The following is a 22,386-nucleotide window of genomic DNA, read 5'->3' as shown; positions in this document are numbered from 1 at the left end:
AATTATAAATACTTCAAAACAAAAACTAAAAAGAGACCTATACAATAACTGTACAGCTAGTCTTGGGAAATTACGCTACAAGCCTCGCTAACTATGTTTGCCATTGCATTTGCCCGATCTCTAACCTCATCTTCACTCCATGATAGTTTAATTAGACAAGAAAGATTTCGAGCGATATAGGCATCAGACTGTGAGTAGGTTTTGGTTTTAAGATACTTTAAACCTTCTCTAACTTCTGATGAAATTGGGAATAAGGACTTAAGATCTTTTAAATGATCCCATTTTCTTATGTAATGCCAATTGTTATCGTAATAATGAAAGCAAGCATCTATTCCGTTTGCCTTAAATGCTTCAGAAACTTTTCTTGCTATTCCAAGATTAGGTAAGAAAAAATTCAGAAATGCATAGCTCTCTTCTCCACCTTCCGGAACTCTTCTGAATTCAACTTCAGGAATCTGAGATAATGCTTCTCTAATAATTGTGTAGTTTTTCTTTTGAATTTGAATAAACTCAGGCAGTCGTCGCACTTGTGCCAAACCAACAGCAGCATTTAATTCCGAAATTCTAAAGTTATATCCTAAGAATGGATGTGTTTCTGCACCACGATCGTTACCAACATGGTCGTGCCCATGGTCTGAATAATGATCAGCGTTCAAATAGTAATCCTTATTATTGGTCACCACTGCTCCACCTTCACCACAGGTGATCGTTTTTACAAAATCGAACGAGAAACAACCAATATCTGCAATACTACCTAAAGGTTGACCTTTGTAGGTTCCACCTATCGCCTGACAAGCATCCTCAATAAAAATAAGATCATGACTATCACATACTGCTCTCAATGCGTCCATGTCACCCATACTACCGCACATCTGCACAACCATAATAGCCTTAGTTTTAGACGTAATCGCCGCTTCAACCGCCTTAGGATCTAATGTTAAGGTATCATCAATATCTACTAAAACTGGTATGGCGCCAAGCATCATTATGGCTTCAAAACTAGCAACAAAAGTGAATGTGGGCATAATGACCTCATCTCCTGCACCAACGCCCGCCGATGCCAGTGCAACAGTCACTGCGGCTGTGCCACTCGACACCAACTGAACATATTCAGAATTGAATGTTTTACAGAGTTCTGACTCTAGTTCTTTTGCTTTCCAATGGCCTTTGCGCATGCCATCAAAACCATAGCGCATTAACACGCCATTATCTAAAACATCGTTTACTTCTTTTCGTTCTGAATCACCAAATAATTCAAATCCTGGCATAAATATGAGTCGTTTTAGGTTCTTAACAAATATAACCTTTTGAATACTTTTTAGAAATGTCTTTTTACAATTCTATGATGGTATCGCTAATTGATTTTCTTACCTTTTCCAGCGTAGCAAACATATCGTCTTCTGCTCTAAAACCTACCGGAAACATTAACACCGAACTTAATCCTAAATCATCTAGCTTTAATGCTTTATCGATTTCTGAAGGCACAAAGCCTTCCATTGGACAACCATCAATACCTTCAACAGCACACACTGTCATTAAATTTCCTAAGGCAATGTAGGCTTGCCTTGTAGCCCAATTAGTCTTAGCCTCTTTTGGCATATTATTAATAGTAGACGTCAATCCATTTTTGAAAGGCTCCAAGACACTATCTGGTGTTTGGCGAATCTTTTTCACATTATCGAAATGCTGTTCTACATCCGAATCATTGATATCCTTTTGAATACACAATATCAGCAAATGAGAAGCATCCGCAACCTGTCGTTGCCCGTATGAATGCTGAACCAAATCTTCGCGACGGTTTCTATCTGCTACAATGACCATTTTTAGAGTCTGTAATCCGTAAGACAAGGCGGTGAGATTGAAAGCCTCTTTTAAGGTTTGAATTTGATCGTCTGACAAGACCTTTGAATTGTCAAATTTTTTGGTGGCATAGCGCCATTTTAGATTATCTATGATCGACATGTTTTCTTTTTCTGCAAAAGTAAGGAATAATGCTAAGTTATAGTCCTAATTATTGCTGCTCTTAACTATTGATCACTTTTCATTGATAAATAAAATTGTACTTTTATAAATCTTACGATTCTCATTAATTGAATACGAAATGACGCACGAATTCAAAAACATAATTACCCAGGCTATCGCTGATAAACAAAAAGGTATTAAGAGCGTTTTAGCTACTGTTGTTGATCTTGAAGGTTCATCTTATAGAAAACCTGGAGTGAGGATGCTAATTTCTGAGGATATGACGATGACAGGTGCAGTGAGTGGTGGTTGTGTAGAGGCTGAAGTAAGACGACGCGCGCAGTCTGTATTTCAGGATGGTAAATCTAAAATGATGACTTATGATGGGCGGTTTCGTTTAGGTTGTGAAGGCACCCTTTATATTTTACTTGAATTGATCGATCTAGATAATAGCTTTATTGATGCCTTTTATAAAATGCTAGATTCTAGAAAATCCTTTCAAATTGAATCTTATTATCTAAAGGAAGATGACGTTACTGGCGATTTTGGAAGTCAAGTTACATTTGATAACGACCATATTTTTCAATTTAATACTTCAATTAATACTGAAGCCAATCAGAAGTTTTCTCAAACACTTAATCCAAGTCCAAGACTAGTAATTATTGGTGCTGAACACGATGCGGTTAAACTCTGCAGAATGGCTTCATTATTAGGATGGGAAATTGACGTAATAACCTCAATTAATGACCCAAAACAACTTTCAGATTTTCCAGGTGCAAAGTCCGTTACAGATAGTACCCCAGAATTATTTGATCTGAAAATTGATAAAGAAACTATAGTGGTTTTAATGACACATAACTACGCCTTAGATTTGAAATATCTCATTAAACTGACCGAAGTTGAACCCAAATATATTGGGATTTTAGGCTCAGTAAAGCGTAGAGAACGCTTGCAAAATGACCTCTTTAGTTATAAAGAAGATCTTGATGGATCATTTTTAGATGCTGTTTATAGCCCAGCTGGATTACACATTGGAGCCATCACACCCGAAGAAATTGCCTTGTCTATTCTTTCAGAAATATTATCGGTTCTTCGTAAAACTAAACCAACATCATTAAGAACACTTTCAGGTAAATCCTATGCCTAAAATTAGAATTGCAGCACTAATACTCGCCGCGGGAAGCTCATCTAGAATGGGTACTCTTAAACAATTGCTTCCCTTCAAAAAGACTACAATCCTAGAAGAGACAATTGAAAATGTTAAACAAGCCGATATAGATAAAATATATTGCGTCCTTGGAGCTGAGGCTAGTTCCATTAAGCCTTATCTTCAAAAGCATTCTATAGATTTAGTAATAAACTCAGACTATAAAGAAGGATTAAGTTCAAGCATTAAATGTGGTATTGAAGGTATTCAAAACGAAGGATTTGATGCTGTTCTCATTGCATTAGGCGATCAACCGCTAATTCAAACCAAATTTTTTAATACCCTCATTAAAGAATTCAAAAGTGATCAAAAAAAAATTGTAGCAGCTGATTACAATAACAGTTTTGGTGTTCCAGTCGTCATATCTAATAATTACTTTTCTGACCTATTAAAACTTAAAGGCGATAAAGGCGCTAAAGAATTTCTAAATTCACAAAATCATACTATTATTGGTCTGAAAACAGAAAATTTATTCGATATAGATACACAGAAGGACTATCAGAAATTGATTAAAAGAATCGAAAAAACATAATATGCTCGCATTTAATCCGACGCCAAAATTACTGCACACCAAACTAATTGCCATTTGGGCAATTAGCGAAAGTGGTTTGGGAGGTTTATTACATGCGGCTAAAATCCCATTTAGTGGTATTCTTTTAGGTAGTTTTGCCGTGATCATTATTACCTTCATTGCCAAGTCGAGTGAAGAGCGCTTCAATTCTATTATTAAGGCAACAATGCTTGTTGTATTAATCAAAGCTATGGTAAGTCCACACTCGCCACCAATGGCTTATGTTGCAGTACTTTTTCAAGGCATTCTCGGGGCAAGTCTTTATGGTATTTTTGGAGTCAATAAAATGACTTCAGCCAGTCTTGGAGCTATTGCTCTTCTAGAATCTGCTTTTCAAAAAATACTCACACTTACCATTATTTTTGGTATGAATTTATGGGTATCCATTCAGCAATTTTTTGATGGACTTCAGGAAAAATTGAATGCAGAATGGATCACAGAATTGCCTTGGCTATTTCTAACAATATATGGCTTATTATATTTTATTGTTGGAATTCTGGCGGGCGGTTTTGCATTCAGACTCCCTGAAAAAGTATTTCAAAATGCAATGGAATTACAACATAGAAGTTTTGAATTTACCGCTAATAAAACACCATTAAAGAAACGCAAAAGAAAACGGTTTTGGTTAATTGTTGCTTTGTTGCTGTTTTCAACAATCGTATTTATCTTTTCAGGAATGCCAAAACAAGCGCTATCCATTATTCTGCGTACACTCGCTGCAATCGTGTTCTTTATGTTTCTATTCAATCCAATCTTTAAATATTTTATGCAAAAATGGGCACGTAAAGAGAAAAGAAAAAACCAGAAAACCCTGAATCATATTATGAACTTAATGCCAGACATTAAAAATAATGTAGGTTTAGCCCAACAGCTTTCAAAGCAACAAACAAAGGTTGTAAATCGCCTAAAATGGTTTGTAATTAATTGGTTAAGTCTTTCGTTGTATTATTCTGAAGATGAGCAATAATAAGGTTTACATATTGTCTGAAGCCATTAGAACTGGTAAAACAACAGCTTTACAAGATTGGATAAAAAAGAGGTCAAATGTTACTGGGTTTTTAACTCCTGATATTAACGGAAAACGCATGTTTTTTGATATTGAAACTGGTCAGCTATTAGACATGGAAAAACCTAACGGTGAATTATCCGTTGGTAAATTCAATTTTGATAAAAAAAGTTTTGAATATATAGAAAAAAGCGTCAGAAATTCGTGGGATTTATGCCATGCTGAATTTATGGTGATCGATGAAATTGGCCCTTTAGAAATAAGGAAAGATTCAGGTTTTCATCAGTTAGTACTTCATTTGCTCAGTACAATCAACGAGGCAACTCCTGATCTACTTTTCGTAGTGAGAGATAATTGTCTAGAAGAATTCGTTTCGAAATATAATTTCAAAGAAGTAAAAATTTTAAGGATAGTCGATATAAAAAATAATTCATTTTAATTACTCAGAATACTCTTCTTTATGAAATGTTAATTTGAATCTTTTCCCTTAATACTGCTCATAATTTCTTAAATTTAAGGAATTAACCGATTATTATTATGTCAAGTTTTAACTTAAAAGTCAATGGCAACAAAGTTTCTGTTACTGCTGACGATGATACACCACTATTATGGGTGCTAAGAGATGAACTCAATTTAGTGGGTACTAAATATGGCTGTGGAATTGGACAATGTGGCGCTTGCACAGTTCACGTTGATGGTGTTGCCATGCGAAGCTGTTCTATACCAGCATCGCGATTAACCGATTCAGACATTACAACTATTGAAGGATTAGCAAGCGATAAACTCTCACCTGTTCAAGAGGCCTGGAAAGAACTCGACGTGCCACAATGTGGATATTGCCAAGCTGGTCAGATCATGACAGCAACCTCATTTTTGAAGCAAAATCCGAGTCCGGATAACGAGGAAATAAGAAGTGCGATGCATGGTAATTTATGCCGCTGTGCTAGTTACAATAGAATTGAAAAAGCGGTAGCGCTAGCTGCTAAGAAAATGTCTTAAGCCCAAGAATTATGAAAGATCAAAATAAAGTAACATTTAGCAGACGAAGTTTTATAAGAACTTCGGCACTTGCGAGTGGTGGATTATTAATTGGGTTTAACTTCTTAACGGCATGTGAAGAAACAGCCAAACCGCCAGTAGATATTTCGAAACTAAATTTCAATGAGTTTAATGCATTTATTGAAATTGCTGATAATGGCTATGTCACCATATATTCTCCTAACCCTGAAATTGGTCAAGGTGTGAAAACATCCATGCCAATGATCATTGCTGAAGAATTAGATGTGCCTTGGGAGCATGTATCGGTTAAGCAAGGAGATTTAGACACCAAAAATTTCCAGAGACAAGTTGCTGGAGGTAGTCAATCAATACGATTTGGTTGGGACGCCTTAAGGCAAACTGGGGCAACCGCTAAGCAAATGCTAATTAATGCAGCAGCAGCAAAATGGGCCGTTGATGCCTCAACTTGTAAAGCCGCAGACGGAATAATCACTAACGCCAATGGTGATACTTTAGGATACGGCGATGTGGTAAATGAAGCCGCAGGATTGGAAGTTCCGGAGGACGTTTCCTTAAAATCTCCTCAAGACTATAAGATCATTGGTAAAGACGCCATTAATGTAGATATGGAAAAAATCATTACTGGTCAACCTCTATTTGGATTAGATTATACAAGTGAGGGTATGTTTTATGTGTCAGTAGCCCGCCCACCTGCTTTTGGTCAGAAGATAAGTTCGTTCGATGCGACGGCTACAAAAGCTGTAAATGGTGTTTCTGAAGTGGTTCAATTTGGTGATAAGATTGCTGTATTAGCCTCGAGTACCTGGGCGGCTATGAAAGGAAAAAAAGTACTTCAAATTGAATGGACCAGTGATGGCAATTTAGAAAATACCTCAGATCACAATGACGAGTTGAATAAAATTCTAGATCGCAAAAATTTAGATGTTCGAAGAGAAGACGGCAATGTTGAAAAAGCTTTCGCCGAGGCAGATAAAATTATAGAACGCACTTATGAATCACCTTTCCTTCCACATAATTGCATGGAGCCAATGAATTTCTATGCAAATATTACGGAAGAAAAAGTGCATTTAGTTGGTCCGATTCAAACACCAGCAGGTACTGCCAGAAGAATCGCTAATTTGATTAACAGAAATGAAGAGGATATTCATTTAGAAATGACGCGAATGGGTGGCGGCTTCGGAAGAAGACTATATGGCGATTTCGCCTTAGAAGCGGCCGAAATTTCTAACCTGACGAAAAAACCTGTTAAGGTCGTATTTTCGCGTGAAGATGATATGGCTGCAGGTATATATAGACCGGCAATAAAGTACAGAATTAAGGCGTCACTAAAAGATGGAAAAGTTACAGCGTATCACCTGAAAGAAGCGGCTATTAATTCAAATATGTACGGACTGATTCCACATTTCTTTCCTGCAGGTGCTATTGAAAACTACAAAGTTGAATCAGGAAATTACAGAAGTAATATCACTACAGGTGCGTGGAGAGCACCGTACACTAACTTCTTAGCATTTGCAGAACAAAGCTTTTTTGATGAATTGGCCAACGAATTAAATGTTGATGCCGTTCAGTTACGATTAGATTTATTGAGTAATGTTGAAGACGGAAAAGACCCTAACATACAGTACTCGGCCAAACGTATGATTGACACCATCAAATTGGCAGCAGAAAAAGGCAAATGGGGAAAAACGAATGCTAACACCTATCAGGGCTTCGCGGCCTATTATAGTCACAACACTCATGTTGCCGAAGTTGTAGATATAACTTTAAATAATGGGCAACCTAAAATTGAAAAAGTAACTGTAGCTGTTGATTGTGGAATAGTAGTGAATCCTACGGGAGCAAAAAACCAGATCGAAGGTGGAGTCATTGATGGCATAGGCCATGCGATGTATGGAGACTTTTCTTTTGAAGAAGGGAAGCCAAACGACGTGAATTTCAATACTTACCGTTTAATTAGAATGAGGGAAACACCGATCGTAGAAACTCATTTTGTTGAAAATGAATTATCCCCTACTGGTCTTGGAGAACCTGGCTTACCCCCTGCTGGAGGTGCTTTGGCTAATGCAATTCGAAATGCAACGGGTCAGATTCTCACAAAGCAACCTTTCATTAAGGAGTTAAATACGCGTAAAACGGATTTAACCATATGATCACGTTAAATAATGATTACAGATAAAAAAAGCCCGCATTGAGAATGTGGGCTTTTTATTTATTATACTTTTTCTACCTTATTTTGAAACCGATAGGCGGGAAAAAAGCTTACCTCATTTAAGTTATAATCATCGCCTAACCTATTTAAGGATAATTCTCGATAAACTTGTTCATTAACAATGTACTTCCATGTTTTGAACTCTTCAAAAGTCTTAGAAAAACCACTTTTAAATCTGAACAAGGAGTCTTCGTTACTACCCAAGCCACCGCCTAAATTAAATATCTCGTATCCTTCATTGGTTGATTTTATACGCATTTCATCTAAAATCAATTTGATAGGATTGAGTTCGAAGTGATCTTCACTTAAACCTGATAAATGATATTGAACAATATTACCTTTTTTCATAAACATAGACGCTGCGATAACTTCTTGAGTTTCGTTATGAATACATATCGATAATTCAGATTTGTAATCGCTACTAGTTAACACTTTTCGGTAATATTCATTAGTGAAGAAGTAATTATCTCCCGCACCTACTCGCCTCATATTCTGGTGATACAAGCGAATAAAATCATCGAGATGCTGATCGAGATCACCCTCAATCACCGTGCAGGTTCTTCTGCATTTATTTATATAAGTTTTTAATCGTCTATTGTATTTTGCTCTTTGGATTTCAAGAGGATCTTTCAAATCGATATACACCACCCTTCCTAAGGTAGAAACTTCACCTAATCCGCTTAGGATTATTTCCTGATTTGGAATAAAAGGATGTAATCGAGAGAAAATAGAAACAATTTTGTGATCATGTAGAAACGCATTAAACTCGTTTCTAAAGTCTTCAAAATTGAAGGATTCTCCGATATTTTGTACTAGTGGTCCGGCGTAACCGTAAACAGAAGTGGCATCCTTATAGTCTGTATCTTCAATATTTCTAAATAGCAAAGGAATCAACAAAGATGTAGATCCATCTACATAATGAATAAGCACAGGGTCTTCACCATCATTTTTCGAAAGCTGATGATAATCGTAGGTATGGTAAAAATCCGAATTCGGTACCATATCAACCTGTTCCTTCCAGGTGTTTTTATCTTTTATTATTTCGATCATAGGTTTGCTTAAAATTTGAGAACTAATTCTTTTTGGATACTAAATTCTGAACATTGCACCTGTAGGCTTTAATCCTACATAAGCCATTCCAGCCTGCTTCATCCAAAGCGGTTGTACAATTCCATGCTGATTTACAGCATATACATCTCTGTGCGCACGCTCAATGATGTTTTTTGTGTAAAGTGCTACGGTTCCGGCAGCTGCATAGATTTCAGAAACCATTGATCTCGCTGTTACAGCGGCCTGGTGCGAGGCTGTCCAAACATCAGCTAATTGTATATCTGTATATTCATTTCCTGCTTGGGCTTCTTCCCAGATAACAGACACAGAATTATGAAGCTGACATCTTGAAGCAGCTAACAAAGTTTTACTTTTCGCAATGACATCCTGCACACGATCTCTGTCTCGTAAATCAGGATTTTTACCTGGAGTTATCTTTTCGAAACAAATCTTCACAAAATCATCTAATGCTGCGCTAAAAATACCAAGTGCGATTGCTGCATTTCCAGCCGCATTCATACATCCAATCGGTAAACGACTATAAGGACTATCAATGGCTACCGGACTCTCAAAATCAACAGCATAAGCTTCAGGCACAAAATGATCTTTAACTTCAATATCGTGGCTACCAGTACCTCTTAATCCACCAACATGCCATGTGTCGATAACATTAATGGCCTCCTTAGGTATAAAAAACAACTTAAGTTTTGCGCCAGGGCCAAGTGTGTTAGGTAATCCTTCACCTGTAACAAGGCAACGCAAGGCAAACCAATCTGAAATTTCACATCCAGATACTAAGGTCCAACGTCCGTTTACTTTATATCCACCGGATACAATTTCCGCCACACCTTCTGGGCGAGCAGAATTCGCATAAACATGTGAGCCATCTTTATAAATTTCTCTCATACTCTCTTCATCGAGAAAACGACCAAAAGTACAAGCCAAGTGGTTATTCCAGGCACTCCAACCAGCAGCAGCTTCTCCACTACTGAGAATTTCATAAGCTTTTAATACTTCAATTGGATCATCTGACCAACCTCCCAGAAATTTTGGTAGGCCTAATCTAAATAAACCTGTTTCCTTTAAGTGGTCTACCAGCGCTGGTGCTAATCTTCTTGATTCTTCAGTTTCATGGCGACGTGCTCTAGCTGTTTCAAAAACCGCTTTAGCAGCATCTGACGGTAACATTGTAGAGATTTCTAATGTCGATTTGTGCATAATAATTGTTTATTGTAATGATATTTCTATCACTAAATTCATAATAATTAATTATGTGCTTCATACCATAAGTTGTAATTCTGACACTGAAGCACAGGGCTTTAATTCGAATATATTGCTAATAACCTGAAGGGATGAAATTAATTGATTAAATACCAAAAAATTGGTCGAATAATAGCATTACATTAATCTTGACGGTAATATGTTAAAAATCTATCGGAAAAAAATAAACTTAAATCAAATCTAATTTTAAGGTCATTTATGGCTCTGTCAACGGCATAATGAAATAATGAAACCCAATAAATATAATACTTATTAGAGTTGAGGCTTTCGCTATATGGAGGAAAAAGGAATACTTATTAATCTAAATAACTGCCCTAGCGTAGTATAAAACCCTATTTGAGCTTCGCTCAATATGATTTTGTTCTTTTAAACTTATATACGTGAACGTTCACCATTCAAAAAAATAAAACCCACAACGCGTGTTGTGGGTTTATTTTGCGGAGAAAGAGGGATTCGAACCCCCGGAGGTGTGACCCTCGCTGGTTTTCAAGACCAGTGCATTCGACCACTCTGCCATTTCTCCGATAGCGGATGCAAATATAAAACCCTTTTTGATGTTGCCAAAGGGTTTTTTTAGTTTTTTCAAATTTAAATAGACGAATTGATTACCAAATAAAATTAGCATCATTAAAAATTGGATTGTATTTTCGGCACAATATATGTTAGTGTTAACGTTATAATCTCAAACCAATTTTATGAAAGCTTACTTACTCTTATTCTTTATATCCTTCGCCACATTGTGTATCGGGCAAAATAAAACCGTTGCTGTAGGCGAAAAATTAGTGTATTCGGCATCTTATAATATGTCTGGCTTATTAACTGACATTGCTCAGATAAAAATGGAAACAAGTGAAGTTAAAACTTCAAAAAGTACTTTAATGCGACTCAAATGTACAGCCACAACTTACGAGAAATGGGACAACTTTTTCAAGATTAGAGATTTGTATGAGAGTTATGTCAATCCAAAAACCTTAACGCCATATTTGTACAAAAGGGATATCAGTGAAGGCGGCTATTACAAGTTTATGCAATACAAATACAATCATAAAGCCAATTTGGTTAAGAGCCTCAAACGAAAAAAAAGAAAGGATGGCAAAACTTGGGATGAAAATAAAAACGTAACCATTAAACCATCAACAAAGGATATTGTTGCTACACTTTATTATATAAGGAATCTTGATATTCATAAAGCAAATCCGGGAGATCAACAAGACTTCACCGTACTTTTTGATAATGAAGAAAATGTAATAACCCTAAAGTATATAGGGAAAGAAACCATTTCAACAAAGATTGGAACAAAAGAATGTTACAAACTGGCGATTTCGCTTAAAGGGAGTGATGTTCTGAGAGGGAAAAACGCCAACTTATTGTGGCTAACTGCAGACGCAAATAAGATTCCTGTATATGCAAAATTCAAAATTCCAGTTGGTAATGGAGAATTGAAAATTCAATCTGCAACAGGACTCAAAAATTAATCTTAAAACCAAAATAAGTTATGCTTAAAAAACTTTTAATCGCTTTAGGATTCATTGCTGCTATTTTAGCTGTAGTTTTGGCTGTAACTCCCCTATCAAACTTGTCGGTAATACCAATCATTGTAGCCTTCGTTTGTGGTTTATTAATACTATTAATTTCGAAAAAAGAAAAATCCAAAACCAAAACCATTCAATATATTTTTATAATGGTCATAATAGCTTTGTCTCTAACCATTTATAAAAGCATTTTTAGCACTTCAGAAATAGGTAACACAGATCAATTAGAACAGCGAGATGAAGAGAATCTCGAAGATTCTAAAGAATTACTAGAGGATATTGAAATTGATGAAGATTTTTAATATTTCACAAAGGTGTAAAGCTATTTATGTGCTTTTAACTTATTTTTGCGCAAACCAAACCATTAAATGAAATTTTTAGTCGCCTCCGCCCTCGTTCTTGTAGGTTCATGTTCTACAGTTAGACATAGTGAAAAAATTGAGAATTTAAAGGAAAGTATTTCTTACGAAGATAAAAGCACTGTAGAAAATTATCTCAAAACGATCAACGCAGAAGAACTCAAAACTTTTGTAGAAGAAGTGTCCTCGGATAAATACGAAGGCCGAATGACAGGCGAAGATGGTCATAATATGGTATGTGATTATATCAGGAATTATTATAAAGACTTAGATATTGCTGCACCAGAATCACATCCGGATTATTTTCAAAAAGTTCCCAAAGAAGCCCTGCCAGATGACCTTAATGCATCTCAAAATGTAATAGCGTTTATCGAAGGTTCTGAATTTCCGGATGAGTACATTTATATCGCTGCCCATTCTGATCATGAAGGAATTGTAGATGGACAAATATATTCTGGAGCTGACGATAATGGCTCTGGAACAGCGGCTGTTTTTGAAATGGCCGAAGCGTTCAAAGTGGCTGCTGAAGACGGAAATGGTCCTAAGCGCAGTATTGTCTTTTTGCATGTAACGGCAGAAGAAGTGGGCCTACATGGATCGCGTTATTACACCAATAACCCTATCTTTCCCATGGAAAATACTATTAGCACCCTAAATATAGACATGATAGGACGCGTTGATGAAAGGCATGAGGATAATGAGGATTATATTTATGTAATTGGTGCTGATCGTATTAGTACCGAACTTCATTTTGTAATTCAAGAGGCAAATTCGAACTTTACAAACTTAGATTTAGATTACAAATACAATGAGGATAGCGACCCAAATCGCTATTTCTATAGATCTGATCATTACAACTTCGCGCTAAAAGATATTCCTGTTGTATTTTTCTTTAACGGAGAACATGAAGACTACACACAGCCAACAGATACCGCGGACAAAATTAATTACCAGCTTTTAGAAAAACGCACAAAGCTAATCTTTGCAACAGCGTGGTATTTGGCTAATTCACCTTTCCCTATTAAGGCTGAAATTATCTAGTGTTAAAGTTTGTTAAATGCCGAAGGGCCTAAACTTCAAGACATTTCGAATTTTGTATTTTTAGCAAATTTTGCAATAAATCCGTTCTTAAAACCTCTATTGTTATGAAAAAAAATCTTATGCTTTTGGGTATATCAGTATTATTTGGCTGTGGTACCTCATCAAAAAGCAACCAATCTTCATCACAACTTAACGAAGAAAAAATAGTCGATCCGGTTGAATATGCTAATACCATTACCTCAGATGAACTTAAAGAAATGCTTTATGTATATGCTTCAGATGAATTTGAAGGAAGAAATACTGGTGAAAACGGTCAGAAATTAGCCGTAGAATATCTCAAAAAGCAATATAAAGCTATAGATGTTGCTACGCCATTAGGAAATGACGATTACTTTCAAGAAGTCCCGTTAGAAAAACAAGGAGTTGCAGAAGCGAAGATATCTGTTAACGGAACTCCGTTTTCAAGCTTTGAAGATCATATCGTTCTCAGATCTTCCGGAAAAACCAACCTGTCAGTCGATGATATTGTATATGTCGGCTATGGCATTCATGCCGATAATTATTCAGATTATAATGGAATAGATGTTAAAGGAAAAATTGTTTTAGCCAAAGCTGGTGAACCTAAGGATGAGGCAGGAAATTATGTTACCTCTGGAAGTCAAGAAAACACCAAATGGTCTTATGGACGTCAATCTTTATCGAGTAAGAGAGATGCGGCAAGAGATCAAGGCGCTAAGGGTCTCATTTTTATGGACAACAATTTATTTCAAAGATATGCACCTTATTACCAAAGACAAGCAGCTGCCGGCGTTTCTGGGCGTTTATCATTAAAAAGCAATGAGCCAGAAATGATGATGTTAATGATTAATGCCAATATGGGGAAAGCTATCTACAGTAAGATTGAAGAAGATTCTAAACCCACTGTTTTAAATACAAAAATGGACATATCTGTAGAGAATACAGCTGAACAAGTTATGTCTGAAAATGTAGTTGCTTTTATTGAAGGATCAGAACACCCAAATGAGATTATTGTAATTTCCGCTCATCTGGATCATGAAGGTGTGAAGAACGGCGAAATTTACAACGGAGCGGACGATGATGGTTCAGGCACAGTAGCTATCGTAGAAATTGCTGAAGCGTTCAAAATGGCTGAAAAGGCTGGTAATGGCCCAAAGCGTTCAATTTTGTTCTTACATGTTACTGGTGAAGAGAAAGGTCTTTTAGGTTCTAGACATTATACGGATAATGACCCTGTTTTTCCGTTGGAAAACACTGTTGCTAACTTAAACATCGACATGATTGGTAGAACTGATCCGAAGCGAAAAGAAGGAGAAAGAAATTATGTTTATTTAATAGGTAGTGATAAACTAAGTACTGAGTTACATGAAATTTCTGAAGAGGTAAATAGTAAATATTGTAATGTTGAATTAGATTATACCTATAATGACAAAAATGACCCAAATCGTTTTTATTACAGGTCAGATCATTACAATTTTGCAAAAAACAACGTTCCAGTAATATTCTATTTTAATGGAACGCACGATGATTACCATAGACCTAGTGATACAGCAGACAAAATTGAGTACGACCTGCTTGAAAATCGAGCGCGATTGGTATTTCATACCGCATGGGAATTAGCAAATAGAAGCGACCGTATTACCGTAGACAAAACGTTTGAATAACGGTTATATCAGAGATTAAAGAAATAAATAACTAAAAAAAGGTTTTGCAGAAAAACGTAAATCGTTTACATTTGCAATCCTAATTAAAATGGTGGTTGTAGCTCAGTTGGTTAGAGCGCCTGATTGTGGTTCAGGAGGTCGTCGGTTCGAGACCGATCTTCCACCCAAAAAGACCAAGCCTTTCAGAAATGAAGGGCTTTTTTTGTACCCTATTCTAAATTAAATCAAACAGAGAATCAACTGCAGGGTAACGTTCTACAGTGAATCCTTCGCCAAATTCAGTTCCGATAAGACGGCCCATGTTCCTGGCCCTATACGTTATACTATCTGTGAAGTTCTTGCTTGAAATCGGAGTTTCAGGTTCTTTACTATCTGGATCAAAGAATTGAGTTTTATAAGCCAATACAGCTTCCATTTTTTTGTCCATATATCCTGAAACGTCAACTACAATATCGGGTTGTAAGTCTTTCCACTGTACATAATGATAAACTGCTTTTGGTCGCCATGGTAGTTGCCAATCATCCTCATCCTCATGTTTTGTGTCAATTTTACGTAATCCACTTAAAAAACAAGCATCACTAACCAATTGACTTCCCTTACCGTGATCTATATGTCTATCTTCAATAGCATTGCATAATACTATTTCAGGTTGGTACTTTCGGATTTCTTTAATGAGCTCTAATTGATGGGCTTTATCATTAATGAAAAATCCATCTGCAAATTCCATATTTGTTCGCATAACCACATTTAAAATTTCCGCAGCATTGCTAGACTCTTCATCACGAGTTTCAGCAGTTCCACGAGTACCTAATTCGCCTCTCGTTAGATCAATAATGCCAACTTTTTTACCATTTGCAACCTCTTTTGCGATAGTTGCTCCACAGCCTAATTCAACGTCATCTGGATGTGCTCCAATAGCTAAAATGTCTAATTTCATGTGTTATGTGATTTTCTGTAATGCCAAAAATATTAAAAAGGTTATAGATTCTCGATTTCTTTTTAATTCGCAAACGGTTTCGTTTCAATTCTCGACATATTTTTTCTTAATTACCCCTATAAAATTGAATAATTCACAATTCAGTAAAAGCATGACATTCGTCATAATAATTACACAGCATTGCCTGTAACTTTACGGTAGTATTTCTAACTTTATAGAGTAACATAAAACTCTTCAGAAATGACTTTAATGCTAATAATATTAACCTGTACAATACTACTTTTCATTTGGGGAAAATTCACACCAGATATCATTGCCCTACTATCTATGCTAAGTTTATTTGTCTTTGGGATATTAGATCTAACCGAAACGTTAAGCGGCTTCAGTAATCCAACAGTAATTATGATCGCCGCTTTATTTATTATAGGAGAGGGATTATCACAAACAGGTTGGACAGCATTAGCAGGACAACAATTTATTAAAATGGCTCGTAAAAGCACAACTAAGCTATTACTCATTACCACCTTAGGTTCAGGCCTTCTATCTGGTGTTGTTAGTAATACGGGTACTGTTGCTACATTAATGCCTGTTACTATTTCTTCGGCTTGGAGTATAGGAACCTTACCTTCAAAATTATTAATGCCAGTGGCCTTTGGTTCTAATACTGGTGGCTTGCTAACATTAACAGGTACACCGCCAAATATTATTGTTAATAATACCATGCTAGAAAGCGGCATGGAAGGTTTCTCCTTCTTTGAATTCGCTCTAATAGGATTACCCTTATTAATACTAACATTGATCTATTTCAAATTTATTGGATACCGATTACTACCAAGTAATAAAACGAACAATAAACCAGTTGATATAAGTTCTACACTTCATAAATGGATTGAAGCATACAAAGTAAATGATGATTATTATCGATTGAGAGTACGTTCTGTTTCACCTTTATTAGGAACTGAGATCGGTAAATGGAATTTTGAAGAAGAACATCAAGTATCGATCTTGAGAATTAAACGCCGTCACCCAAATGTTTTAAAAGGAAACGATCCATTTATTGAATTCCCTTCCGATGATACCGAATTCAAATATCACGATATCATTACTGTAAAAGGAGATACCGAAGCCATAAATGCCCTGATGATTAAATTCAGACTTGGTCTTCTACCGCTAGAACCAATCGCAGATGAATTGCGTAACAACCTCATAAATCAGGAGGTCGGAATGACTGAAATTATTGTAACTCCTAAATCAACCCTTGTGGGAAGACGTGTTAGAATTGGAAGATTTTTTAAACGTTTCGGAGTACAACTAATGGCTGCCTCAAGAAACAATAAGCCTCTTACAGATCGTGAAATTGTAGTGAAAGCCGGAGATGCATTTTTAATTCGCGGAATATGGAATGACATTGAGCAATTAAAAGTTCATCATGAGAACCTTGTTATTATTGGTAGCCCAGAAGGAATGTCTAAAACCGTAACAAACATTACTTATAAATCATACATTGCTCTATTTGCATTAGTGCTGATGATTGGTTTATTGGTACTTAAAATCGTGCCAGGTGCCATCGCAGCCCTAATTTCCGCAGGAATAATATTAATAACAGGTTGTGTCCCTATAACTAAAGCCTATAAAGGAATAAGTTGGATAAGCGTAGTAATGATTGCTGCGATGATTCCAATGGGATTAGCATTACAAAAAACAGGCGTAGCACAGCTCATCGCGAATGGTTTAGTTGAAACCCTCGGGAGTTTGCATCCAATTGTATTATTAGGTGGAATATTTCTTTTAACAACAACCTTCAGTCAGGTTATAAACAACTCTGCCACCGCTGTTTTAATGGCGCCTATTGTGATTTTAGCCGCAAGTAGTTTAAACCTTTCTGCTGCACCATTTATGATAGCTGTAGCCATAAGTGCGTCAACGGCATTTTTAACTCCTGTAGGAACTACTACCAATGCTATGGTAATGACTGGTGGTGGATATAAATTCAAAGATTACGTTACCGTAGGAGCCCCTTTACTCCTATTGTTCTTAATAACAACATTAATATTAGTGCCAATTATTTGGCCATTTTAAAATTTTTAACTCATGGAAACACTATTAAAAGATCCGATTATGAAAACTAGAGACCTTACCAAGTACGGTATAATAGATTCTAAAGTTCATTGGAATCTATCACCGGAAGAATTACAAGCCATTACCGTTGAAAAAGGAATGGGGAAAGAAACTGCAAATGGTACATTAGCCATTAATACAGGGAAATTTACTGGACGTTCACCACAAGACCGATTCCTAGTAAAAGATGATTATACCAAAGATAGAGTATGGTGGGGAAAAACAAATAAGGGAATTTCTCCTGAGAATTTTGATTTCTTACAATCTGAAATAGAAAAGTACCTCAGCGGCAAAGAGATCTTTGCAAGAGATGGTTTTGTATGTTCTGATCCAAAATACAGAATGGGCGTAAGAACCATTACTGAATACCCTTGGTCTAATATGTTTATTTACAACATGTTCTTGAGACCCACAGCCGAAGAATTAGTAGATTTTGAAGAAGAATGGTTAGTGCTTTGTGCACCTGGTTACGAATGTCCAGAGCCAGCTAAATACGGCCTAAGACAAGGTAACTTCTCTATACTAAACTTTACCAAAAAGATCGCTCTTGTTGGTGGTTCAGCCTATACGGGTGAAATGAAAAAAGGTATCTTCTCTGCGCTTAACATGATTTTACCAGTAGACAAAAACGTATTACCGATGCACTGTTCAGCTAACGTAGGTGAAGATGGTGAAACTGCCATTTTCTTTGGACTTTCAGGTACGGGTAAAACAACGTTATCTGCCGATCCTAATCGTAAATTAATTGGTGATGACGAGCATGGTTGGACTGCCGAAAACAGAATTTTCAATTTTGAAGGTGGATGTTATGCAAAATGTATCGACCTTACTGAAGAGAAAGAACCAGAAATTTATAGAGCTATTAAACCTGGAGCTATTCTTGAAAATGTCATTTTTAAAGACAACAATGAAGTAGACTATTTTGACAGTAGTATAACTCAAAATACAAGAGTAAGTTACCCGATTTATCATATTGACGATATTCAAATACCATCTTATGCAGACAATCCAAAGAATATTTTCTTCTTAACCTGTGATGCGTTTGGTGTATTACCTCCAGTATCTAAATTAACTCCTGGCCAAGCTGCATACCACTTTATTTCTGGTTATACAGCTAAAGTTGCTGGTACGGAAGCAGGAATTACGGAACCAGTACCTTCATTCTCTGCTTGTTTCGGTGAGCCATTTATGCCATTACACCCTACAAAATATGCAGAAATGCTTAGTTCAAAAATGCAAGAAGCTGGTGTTAATGTGTGGTTAGTGAATACAGGATGGAGCGGTGGCCCATACGGTGTAGGTTCTCGTATCAAACTGAAATATACAAGAGCAATGATTACGGCCATTCTTAATGGTGAATTAGATAACGTTGATTATGAACAACATCCAATATTTGGATTATTTATGCCAAAATATTGTCCGAACGTTCCAACAGAAATGTTAGATCCAATGAATACTTGGTTACAAAAAGGAGCTTATATAAGTAAGGCTATTCAATTAGCACATTCTTTCCACTTGAATTTTGAAAAATTCGCAAGTGAAGCTTCTAATCAGATTATAGAAGGAGGTCCATTAATTGATGAACACCATCATTTAACCGACCACGTTTAATAATTCCATGACAGAGAGGAGCTCATCTGGGCTCCTCTTTTTTAATTAATCTACTATGAGAATTTTACTTTCTCTACTTTTCCTTTTATCTACATTTCAATTAGCTGCTCAAAACCCCTCTGAAGACTACTTAGGGTCTTGGTATACCTATGGAAGTCACCACAGATTAAGCGAAAAATTCAGTCTTAATCCATATGCGGAGTTGCGGTTTTACGAACCATCTTCAAATTATAATTTGGCATTCGTTTCTATGCGAGGTAATTTTCACTTCAACCCCGAGGAAACCGTCGGTGTGGGATATGCTTACTTAGATATTGATACGGTTTTCGAATTTGATAACGAGCCAAACGTCCACGAGCATCGTCTGTTTGAGCAATATACTTTAGTGCATAACAACTCAAAAATAAAAGTTAGTCACCGTGCACGACTAGAACATCGTTTTTTGGATTTTACCGAGCGAAATGAAATTCAAAATCGATTTCGTTATCGCATTAGTTTGAAATACGATATTAATACAACATTTCATTTTTTAATGTTTGAAGAACCCTTTGTGAATTTTCAAGATCAGGTATTTCATGAAAACCGATTTTATACCGGAATTGGCATCAATATCATGAAGCAATTACAATTACAGATTGGCTATTTAAAACAACATATTAGAAAAAATAACCTAAACAGGATTCAAATTGGAATAACCATAAGAACCGATTCGAGACCTGCAAAACCTACCCTAGCGCAGCTATAGCGAGATCTATATCTTTCTTGAGATCTTTGAAATCTTCGATTCCCACCGAAAACCGAATCAATTGATCACTGATGCCTACTGCTTGGCGTTCTTCTGGTGTTAATAAGGCATGAGATGTTAAATGCGGAGAAATGACCGTACTTTCAACACCGGCCAAACTCATTGATGATTTAATCAGTTCTAATGCTTTCTGAAATGCATAAGCATCTAATCCTTCGACTAATTCAAAGGAAAGCATCGCACCAAATCCTTTCATTTGAGATTTTGCAAGTTTATGCTCTGGGTGAGATTTCAAACCCGGATAGTACACCTTTGCGATCTTTGGGTGTTTATGTAACCACTTTGCTAGTTTCAACGCATTTTTAGTTTGTGCTTTAACTCGTAAGCCTAAAGTTTTCATGCTTCTTTCTAACATCCAAACGGTCATATCACTAAGACTTCCTCCTAAATTCTTGCTTACATTCCATATTTTTTCAATATGAACAGCGCTACTTGCCACAGCACCAGCACAGATATCACTATGACCTCCAAAATATTTTGTTGCGGAATGCATTACCATATCAATACCCAAGTCGATTGGGTTTTGATTAACAGGTGAAGCGAATGTGTTATCAATTGAGGTTAATATCTTTTTCGATTTGGCCATTTTGGCCACAGCCCTAATGTCTGTAATGGTGAGTAATGGATTTGAAGGTGTTTCAATATGTATGAGTTTGGTATTTTCCTGAATTGCGGACTCAAAATCTTCGACCTTATATCCATTAGTAAATGTGAACTCAAGTCCATATTTAGGAAATTCTTCCTTGATAAAATTTACCGTTCCGCCATATAAAGTGTTTTGTACTACCAAATGATCACCTTTATTTAAAAACGCTAAAAACATGTGACTGATGGCTGCCATCCCAGAACCAAAGATCATTGCCGCTTCAGTGTGCTCAAGCGCTGCGATCTTTTTAGCCAAATATTCTTGATTGGGTGTATTAAAATATCTTGGATAGCGTTTAATATCAACATCTAAAAACTCATAAGACGAGCTTAAATATATTGGCGAAACAGCTCCTTTAAACTGTTCATCCTTAACTTCACCAACGTGTGTACATATAGTATTAAGTCCTAATTTTTTCATGACATAAAAATAAGAATTAGAACTTTTAAAAAGGACTCAATGACGATTTAAAAAATACATTACAATAACATGCGGAACAGTTATAGCAGCCAAGAATGCGAAGAATACTGTAATAAAATCAATATTGAAGTAAGTGGTCGCGTAATAAAGTACAACCAAGCCAGCAATTGAGATTAGCCAATAAACAAATGAAGATCTAACAAATTGCAACAAATTCACCTTATTAGCCTCACCATAAAGTGCTTTAATTTGATCAATAAGGCTTGGCACTGAGTGCCATACAATAAAGTAAATGGCGAAAGCCCATAATAGAGCAGCCAATTTGAAGAGTAATGCAAATAACAAGATGAGAAACAACTCCTGAAAATGATTGTATCCAGGCTTAAAGTTTTTAAAATTAACAGCATAAAAGCTGAGAGTCGAAACAATTCCAACAATTAAAAACCAAAAAAACAGCTGTTCTGGTAATTTGAAACCAATAAGTTCATTAATAATTATTATGGTTTTTTCAGAATTGAAATAGAACAGCAACCCAAATATTAAGATGCCATAGCTTAAAAAGAGAAGTCTGGCGTAAACATTAATTTCTTCAATATGATTATGAAAGTGTTGTTCGCCAAAATGATAGCAACTTACAAACACAAAAAATACTAATGCAATGGTCGGCGAAATGAGAAATGCTGAAATATTTACAAGGATTAAAACAACATATAATACTAAATACCGAACTGAAACCTGATTTTGCCCCTTAAGAACATTTATTAACGAAATGTCATTTGATCCATGAATAATGCCAACAGTGAGTATAAAAAAATACGAGAGATACTCCTCATATGACGCACCGATCTGAGTGGTAAGCCAAAACAGGAAAACTGTTAAGATTAAGTTAAAAACTGGCAATTTCATAATGTAAAAGTACAAATATTCTG

20 protein-coding genes and 2 tRNA genes are annotated in these 22,386 nt (G+C 36.1%); 14 read left to right on the top strand and 8 right to left on the bottom strand.

The features are described from left to right. Window positions 1-56: 56 nt before the first annotated feature. Window positions 57-1,268 carry a DegT/DnrJ/EryC1/StrS family aminotransferase gene (locus DDY94_RS10705; RefSeq protein ID WP_111684109.1) on the bottom strand — a complete coding sequence of 404 codons (1,212 nt, stop codon included), beginning with the start codon at window positions 1,266-1,268 and terminating at the stop codon, window positions 57-59. Window positions 1,269-1,332: 64 nt separating this feature from the next. Next, the gene (locus DDY94_RS10700) at window positions 1,333-1,962 is read right to left on the bottom strand and encodes an NAD(P)H-dependent oxidoreductase (RefSeq protein WP_111684108.1); all 630 of its coding nucleotides are present in this window, start codon (window positions 1,960-1,962) and stop codon (window positions 1,333-1,335) included. Window positions 1,963-2,101: 139 nt separating this feature from the next. Between DDY94_RS10700 and DDY94_RS10695 the strand changes: the two genes are divergently transcribed. From DDY94_RS10695 to DDY94_RS10670, 6 genes are all read left to right on the top strand, one after another. After that, window positions 2,102-3,109, top strand: coding sequence for an XdhC family protein (locus DDY94_RS10695; protein ID WP_111684107.1), 1,008 nt, complete (start codon window positions 2,102-2,104; stop codon window positions 3,107-3,109). Next, a complete protein-coding gene (locus DDY94_RS10690; RefSeq protein WP_111684106.1) occupies window positions 3,102-3,701 on the top strand; it encodes a nucleotidyltransferase family protein in 600 nt (199 codons plus the stop codon). The genes DDY94_RS10695 and DDY94_RS10690 overlap by 8 nt, the downstream gene beginning before the upstream one ends. 1 nt (window position 3,702) lies before the next feature. Beyond that, window positions 3,703-4,707 (top strand): hypothetical protein, encoded by a 1,005-nt coding sequence (locus tag DDY94_RS10685; protein ID WP_111684105.1) that lies wholly within the window; start codon window positions 3,703-3,705, stop codon window positions 4,705-4,707. Continuing rightward, window positions 4,697-5,185 carry a nucleoside-triphosphatase gene (locus DDY94_RS10680; RefSeq protein ID WP_111684104.1) on the top strand — a complete coding sequence of 163 codons (489 nt, stop codon included), beginning with the start codon at window positions 4,697-4,699 and terminating at the stop codon, window positions 5,183-5,185. Before DDY94_RS10685 ends, DDY94_RS10680 begins: the two co-directional genes overlap by 11 nt. A 98-nt stretch (window positions 5,186-5,283) precedes the next feature. After that, on the top strand, window positions 5,284-5,745 hold the full coding sequence (locus tag DDY94_RS10675) for a (2Fe-2S)-binding protein (RefSeq protein WP_111684103.1): 462 nt from the start codon (window positions 5,284-5,286) through the stop codon (window positions 5,743-5,745). An 11-nt stretch (window positions 5,746-5,756) separates the two neighbouring features. After that, the gene (locus DDY94_RS10670) at window positions 5,757-7,916 is read left to right on the top strand and encodes a xanthine dehydrogenase family protein molybdopterin-binding subunit (RefSeq protein ID WP_111684102.1); all 2,160 of its coding nucleotides are present in this window, start codon (window positions 5,757-5,759) and stop codon (window positions 7,914-7,916) included. A gap of 62 nt (window positions 7,917-7,978) precedes the next feature. Here DDY94_RS10670 and DDY94_RS10665 read toward each other — a convergent pair whose 3' ends face one another. From DDY94_RS10665 to DDY94_RS10655, 3 genes are all read right to left on the bottom strand, one after another. Continuing rightward, the gene (locus DDY94_RS10665) at window positions 7,979-9,025 is read right to left on the bottom strand and encodes a peptidoglycan bridge formation glycyltransferase FemA/FemB family protein (RefSeq protein WP_111684101.1); all 1,047 of its coding nucleotides are present in this window, start codon (window positions 9,023-9,025) and stop codon (window positions 7,979-7,981) included. A gap of 39 nt (window positions 9,026-9,064) precedes the next feature. After that, the gene (locus tag DDY94_RS10660; protein ID WP_111684100.1) at window positions 9,065-10,243 is read right to left on the bottom strand and encodes an acyl-CoA dehydrogenase family protein; all 1,179 of its coding nucleotides are present in this window, start codon (window positions 10,241-10,243) and stop codon (window positions 9,065-9,067) included. 501 nt (window positions 10,244-10,744) lie between these two features. After that, window positions 10,745-10,829 (bottom strand) — tRNA-Ser (locus DDY94_RS10655). A gap of 172 nt (window positions 10,830-11,001) precedes the next feature. Between DDY94_RS10655 and DDY94_RS10650 the strand changes: the two genes are divergently transcribed. The 5 genes from DDY94_RS10650 (at window position 11,002) to DDY94_RS10630 (ending at window position 15,086) form a co-directional block, all read left to right on the top strand. Continuing rightward, window positions 11,002-11,781 (top strand): DUF3108 domain-containing protein, encoded by a 780-nt coding sequence (locus DDY94_RS10650; protein WP_111684099.1) that lies wholly within the window; start codon window positions 11,002-11,004, stop codon window positions 11,779-11,781. A 20-nt stretch (window positions 11,782-11,801) separates the two neighbouring features. Beyond that, complete coding sequence (locus tag DDY94_RS10645; RefSeq protein ID WP_111684098.1) at window positions 11,802-12,140, top strand: DUF2232 domain-containing protein; 339 nt, start codon at window positions 11,802-11,804, stop codon at window positions 12,138-12,140. Window positions 12,141-12,206: 66 nt separating this feature from the next. Then, complete coding sequence (locus DDY94_RS10640) at window positions 12,207-13,238, top strand: M28 family metallopeptidase (protein WP_111684097.1); 1,032 nt, start codon at window positions 12,207-12,209, stop codon at window positions 13,236-13,238. A gap of 104 nt (window positions 13,239-13,342) precedes the next feature. Further along, on the top strand, window positions 13,343-14,920 hold the full coding sequence (locus DDY94_RS10635) for a M28 family peptidase (protein ID WP_111684096.1): 1,578 nt from the start codon (window positions 13,343-13,345) through the stop codon (window positions 14,918-14,920). Between the two features lie 90 nt (window positions 14,921-15,010). Continuing rightward, a tRNA-His gene (locus DDY94_RS10630) sits at window positions 15,011-15,086 on the top strand. Window positions 15,087-15,134: 48 nt separating this feature from the next. Here the strand turns inward: DDY94_RS10630 and bshB1 are convergent. Beyond that, window positions 15,135-15,857: a bacillithiol biosynthesis deacetylase BshB1 gene (bshB1, locus tag DDY94_RS10625; RefSeq protein WP_111684095.1), complete on the bottom strand. Its 723-nt coding sequence runs from the start codon at window positions 15,855-15,857 to the stop codon at window positions 15,135-15,137. 249 nt (window positions 15,858-16,106) lie between these two features. Here bshB1 and DDY94_RS10620 point away from each other — a divergent pair, with 249 nt between their 5' ends. Genes DDY94_RS10620 through DDY94_RS10610 form a run of 3 tightly spaced genes read left to right on the top strand, consistent with a single transcriptional unit; the run spans window position 16,107 to window position 20,331 of the window. Beyond that, window positions 16,107-17,936 (top strand): SLC13 family permease, encoded by a 1,830-nt coding sequence (locus DDY94_RS10620; RefSeq protein ID WP_232817858.1) that lies wholly within the window; start codon window positions 16,107-16,109, stop codon window positions 17,934-17,936. 12 nt (window positions 17,937-17,948) lie between these two features. Further along, a complete protein-coding gene (gene pckA / locus DDY94_RS10615) occupies window positions 17,949-19,586 on the top strand; it encodes a phosphoenolpyruvate carboxykinase (ATP) (protein WP_111684093.1) in 1,638 nt (545 codons plus the stop codon). Window positions 19,587-19,641: 55 nt separating this feature from the next. Beyond that, window positions 19,642-20,331 carry a DUF2490 domain-containing protein gene (locus DDY94_RS10610; RefSeq protein WP_111684092.1) on the top strand — a complete coding sequence of 230 codons (690 nt, stop codon included), beginning with the start codon at window positions 19,642-19,644 and terminating at the stop codon, window positions 20,329-20,331. Here the strand turns inward: DDY94_RS10610 and DDY94_RS10605 are convergent. Next, a complete protein-coding gene (locus DDY94_RS10605) occupies window positions 20,312-21,457 on the bottom strand; it encodes a trans-sulfuration enzyme family protein (protein ID WP_111684091.1) in 1,146 nt (381 codons plus the stop codon). The genes DDY94_RS10610 and DDY94_RS10605 overlap by 20 nt on opposite strands. A 36-nt stretch (window positions 21,458-21,493) precedes the next feature. Further along, a complete protein-coding gene (locus DDY94_RS10600; RefSeq protein WP_157957295.1) occupies window positions 21,494-22,363 on the bottom strand; it encodes a Brp/Blh family beta-carotene 15,15'-dioxygenase in 870 nt (289 codons plus the stop codon). Window positions 22,364-22,386: the final 23 nt, after the last annotated feature.

This window comes from Winogradskyella tangerina (assembly GCF_003260205.1).
Lineage (GTDB): Bacteria > Bacteroidota > Bacteroidia > Flavobacteriales > Flavobacteriaceae > Winogradskyella > Winogradskyella tangerina.
This window is presented reverse-complemented; position numbering and strand designations above follow the sequence as displayed.

Excerpts from the sequence above, each read along its gene's own strand:
- pckA (WP_111684093.1), top strand. The coding sequence starts at position 17,949 with ATGGAAACACTATTAAAAGATCCGATTATGAAAACTAGAGACCTTACC.
- DDY94_RS10680 (WP_111684104.1), top strand. The coding sequence starts at position 4,697 with ATGAGCAATAATAAGGTTTACATATTGTCTGAAGCCATTAGAACTGGT.
- DDY94_RS10635 (WP_111684096.1), top strand. The coding sequence starts at position 13,343 with ATGAAAAAAAATCTTATGCTTTTGGGTATATCAGTATTATTTGGCTGT.
- DDY94_RS10600 (WP_157957295.1), bottom strand. The coding sequence starts at position 22,363 with ATGAAATTGCCAGTTTTTAACTTAATCTTAACAGTTTTCCTGTTTTGG.
- DDY94_RS10665 (WP_111684101.1), bottom strand. The coding sequence starts at position 9,025 with ATGATCGAAATAATAAAAGATAAAAACACCTGGAAGGAACAGGTTGAT.
- DDY94_RS10640 (WP_111684097.1), top strand. The coding sequence starts at position 12,207 with ATGAAATTTTTAGTCGCCTCCGCCCTCGTTCTTGTAGGTTCATGTTCT.
- DDY94_RS10685 (WP_111684105.1), top strand. The coding sequence starts at position 3,703 with ATGCTCGCATTTAATCCGACGCCAAAATTACTGCACACCAAACTAATT.
- DDY94_RS10695 (WP_111684107.1), top strand. The coding sequence starts at position 2,102 with ATGACGCACGAATTCAAAAACATAATTACCCAGGCTATCGCTGATAAA.
- DDY94_RS10670 (WP_111684102.1), top strand. The coding sequence starts at position 5,757 with ATGAAAGATCAAAATAAAGTAACATTTAGCAGACGAAGTTTTATAAGA.
- DDY94_RS10700 (WP_111684108.1), bottom strand. The coding sequence starts at position 1,962 with ATGTCGATCATAGATAATCTAAAATGGCGCTATGCCACCAAAAAATTT.
- DDY94_RS10705 (WP_111684109.1), bottom strand. The coding sequence starts at position 1,268 with ATGCCAGGATTTGAATTATTTGGTGATTCAGAACGAAAAGAAGTAAAC.
- DDY94_RS10605 (WP_111684091.1), bottom strand. The coding sequence starts at position 21,457 with ATGAAAAAATTAGGACTTAATACTATATGTACACACGTTGGTGAAGTT.
- DDY94_RS10690 (WP_111684106.1), top strand. The coding sequence starts at position 3,102 with ATGCCTAAAATTAGAATTGCAGCACTAATACTCGCCGCGGGAAGCTCA.
- DDY94_RS10675 (WP_111684103.1), top strand. The coding sequence starts at position 5,284 with ATGTCAAGTTTTAACTTAAAAGTCAATGGCAACAAAGTTTCTGTTACT.
- DDY94_RS10620 (WP_232817858.1), top strand. The coding sequence starts at position 16,107 with ATGCTAATAATATTAACCTGTACAATACTACTTTTCATTTGGGGAAAA.
- bshB1 (WP_111684095.1), bottom strand. The coding sequence starts at position 15,857 with ATGAAATTAGACATTTTAGCTATTGGAGCACATCCAGATGACGTTGAA.
- DDY94_RS10660 (WP_111684100.1), bottom strand. The coding sequence starts at position 10,243 with ATGCACAAATCGACATTAGAAATCTCTACAATGTTACCGTCAGATGCT.
- DDY94_RS10645 (WP_111684098.1), top strand. The coding sequence starts at position 11,802 with ATGCTTAAAAAACTTTTAATCGCTTTAGGATTCATTGCTGCTATTTTA.
- DDY94_RS10610 (WP_111684092.1), top strand. The coding sequence starts at position 19,642 with ATGAGAATTTTACTTTCTCTACTTTTCCTTTTATCTACATTTCAATTA.
- DDY94_RS10650 (WP_111684099.1), top strand. The coding sequence starts at position 11,002 with ATGAAAGCTTACTTACTCTTATTCTTTATATCCTTCGCCACATTGTGT.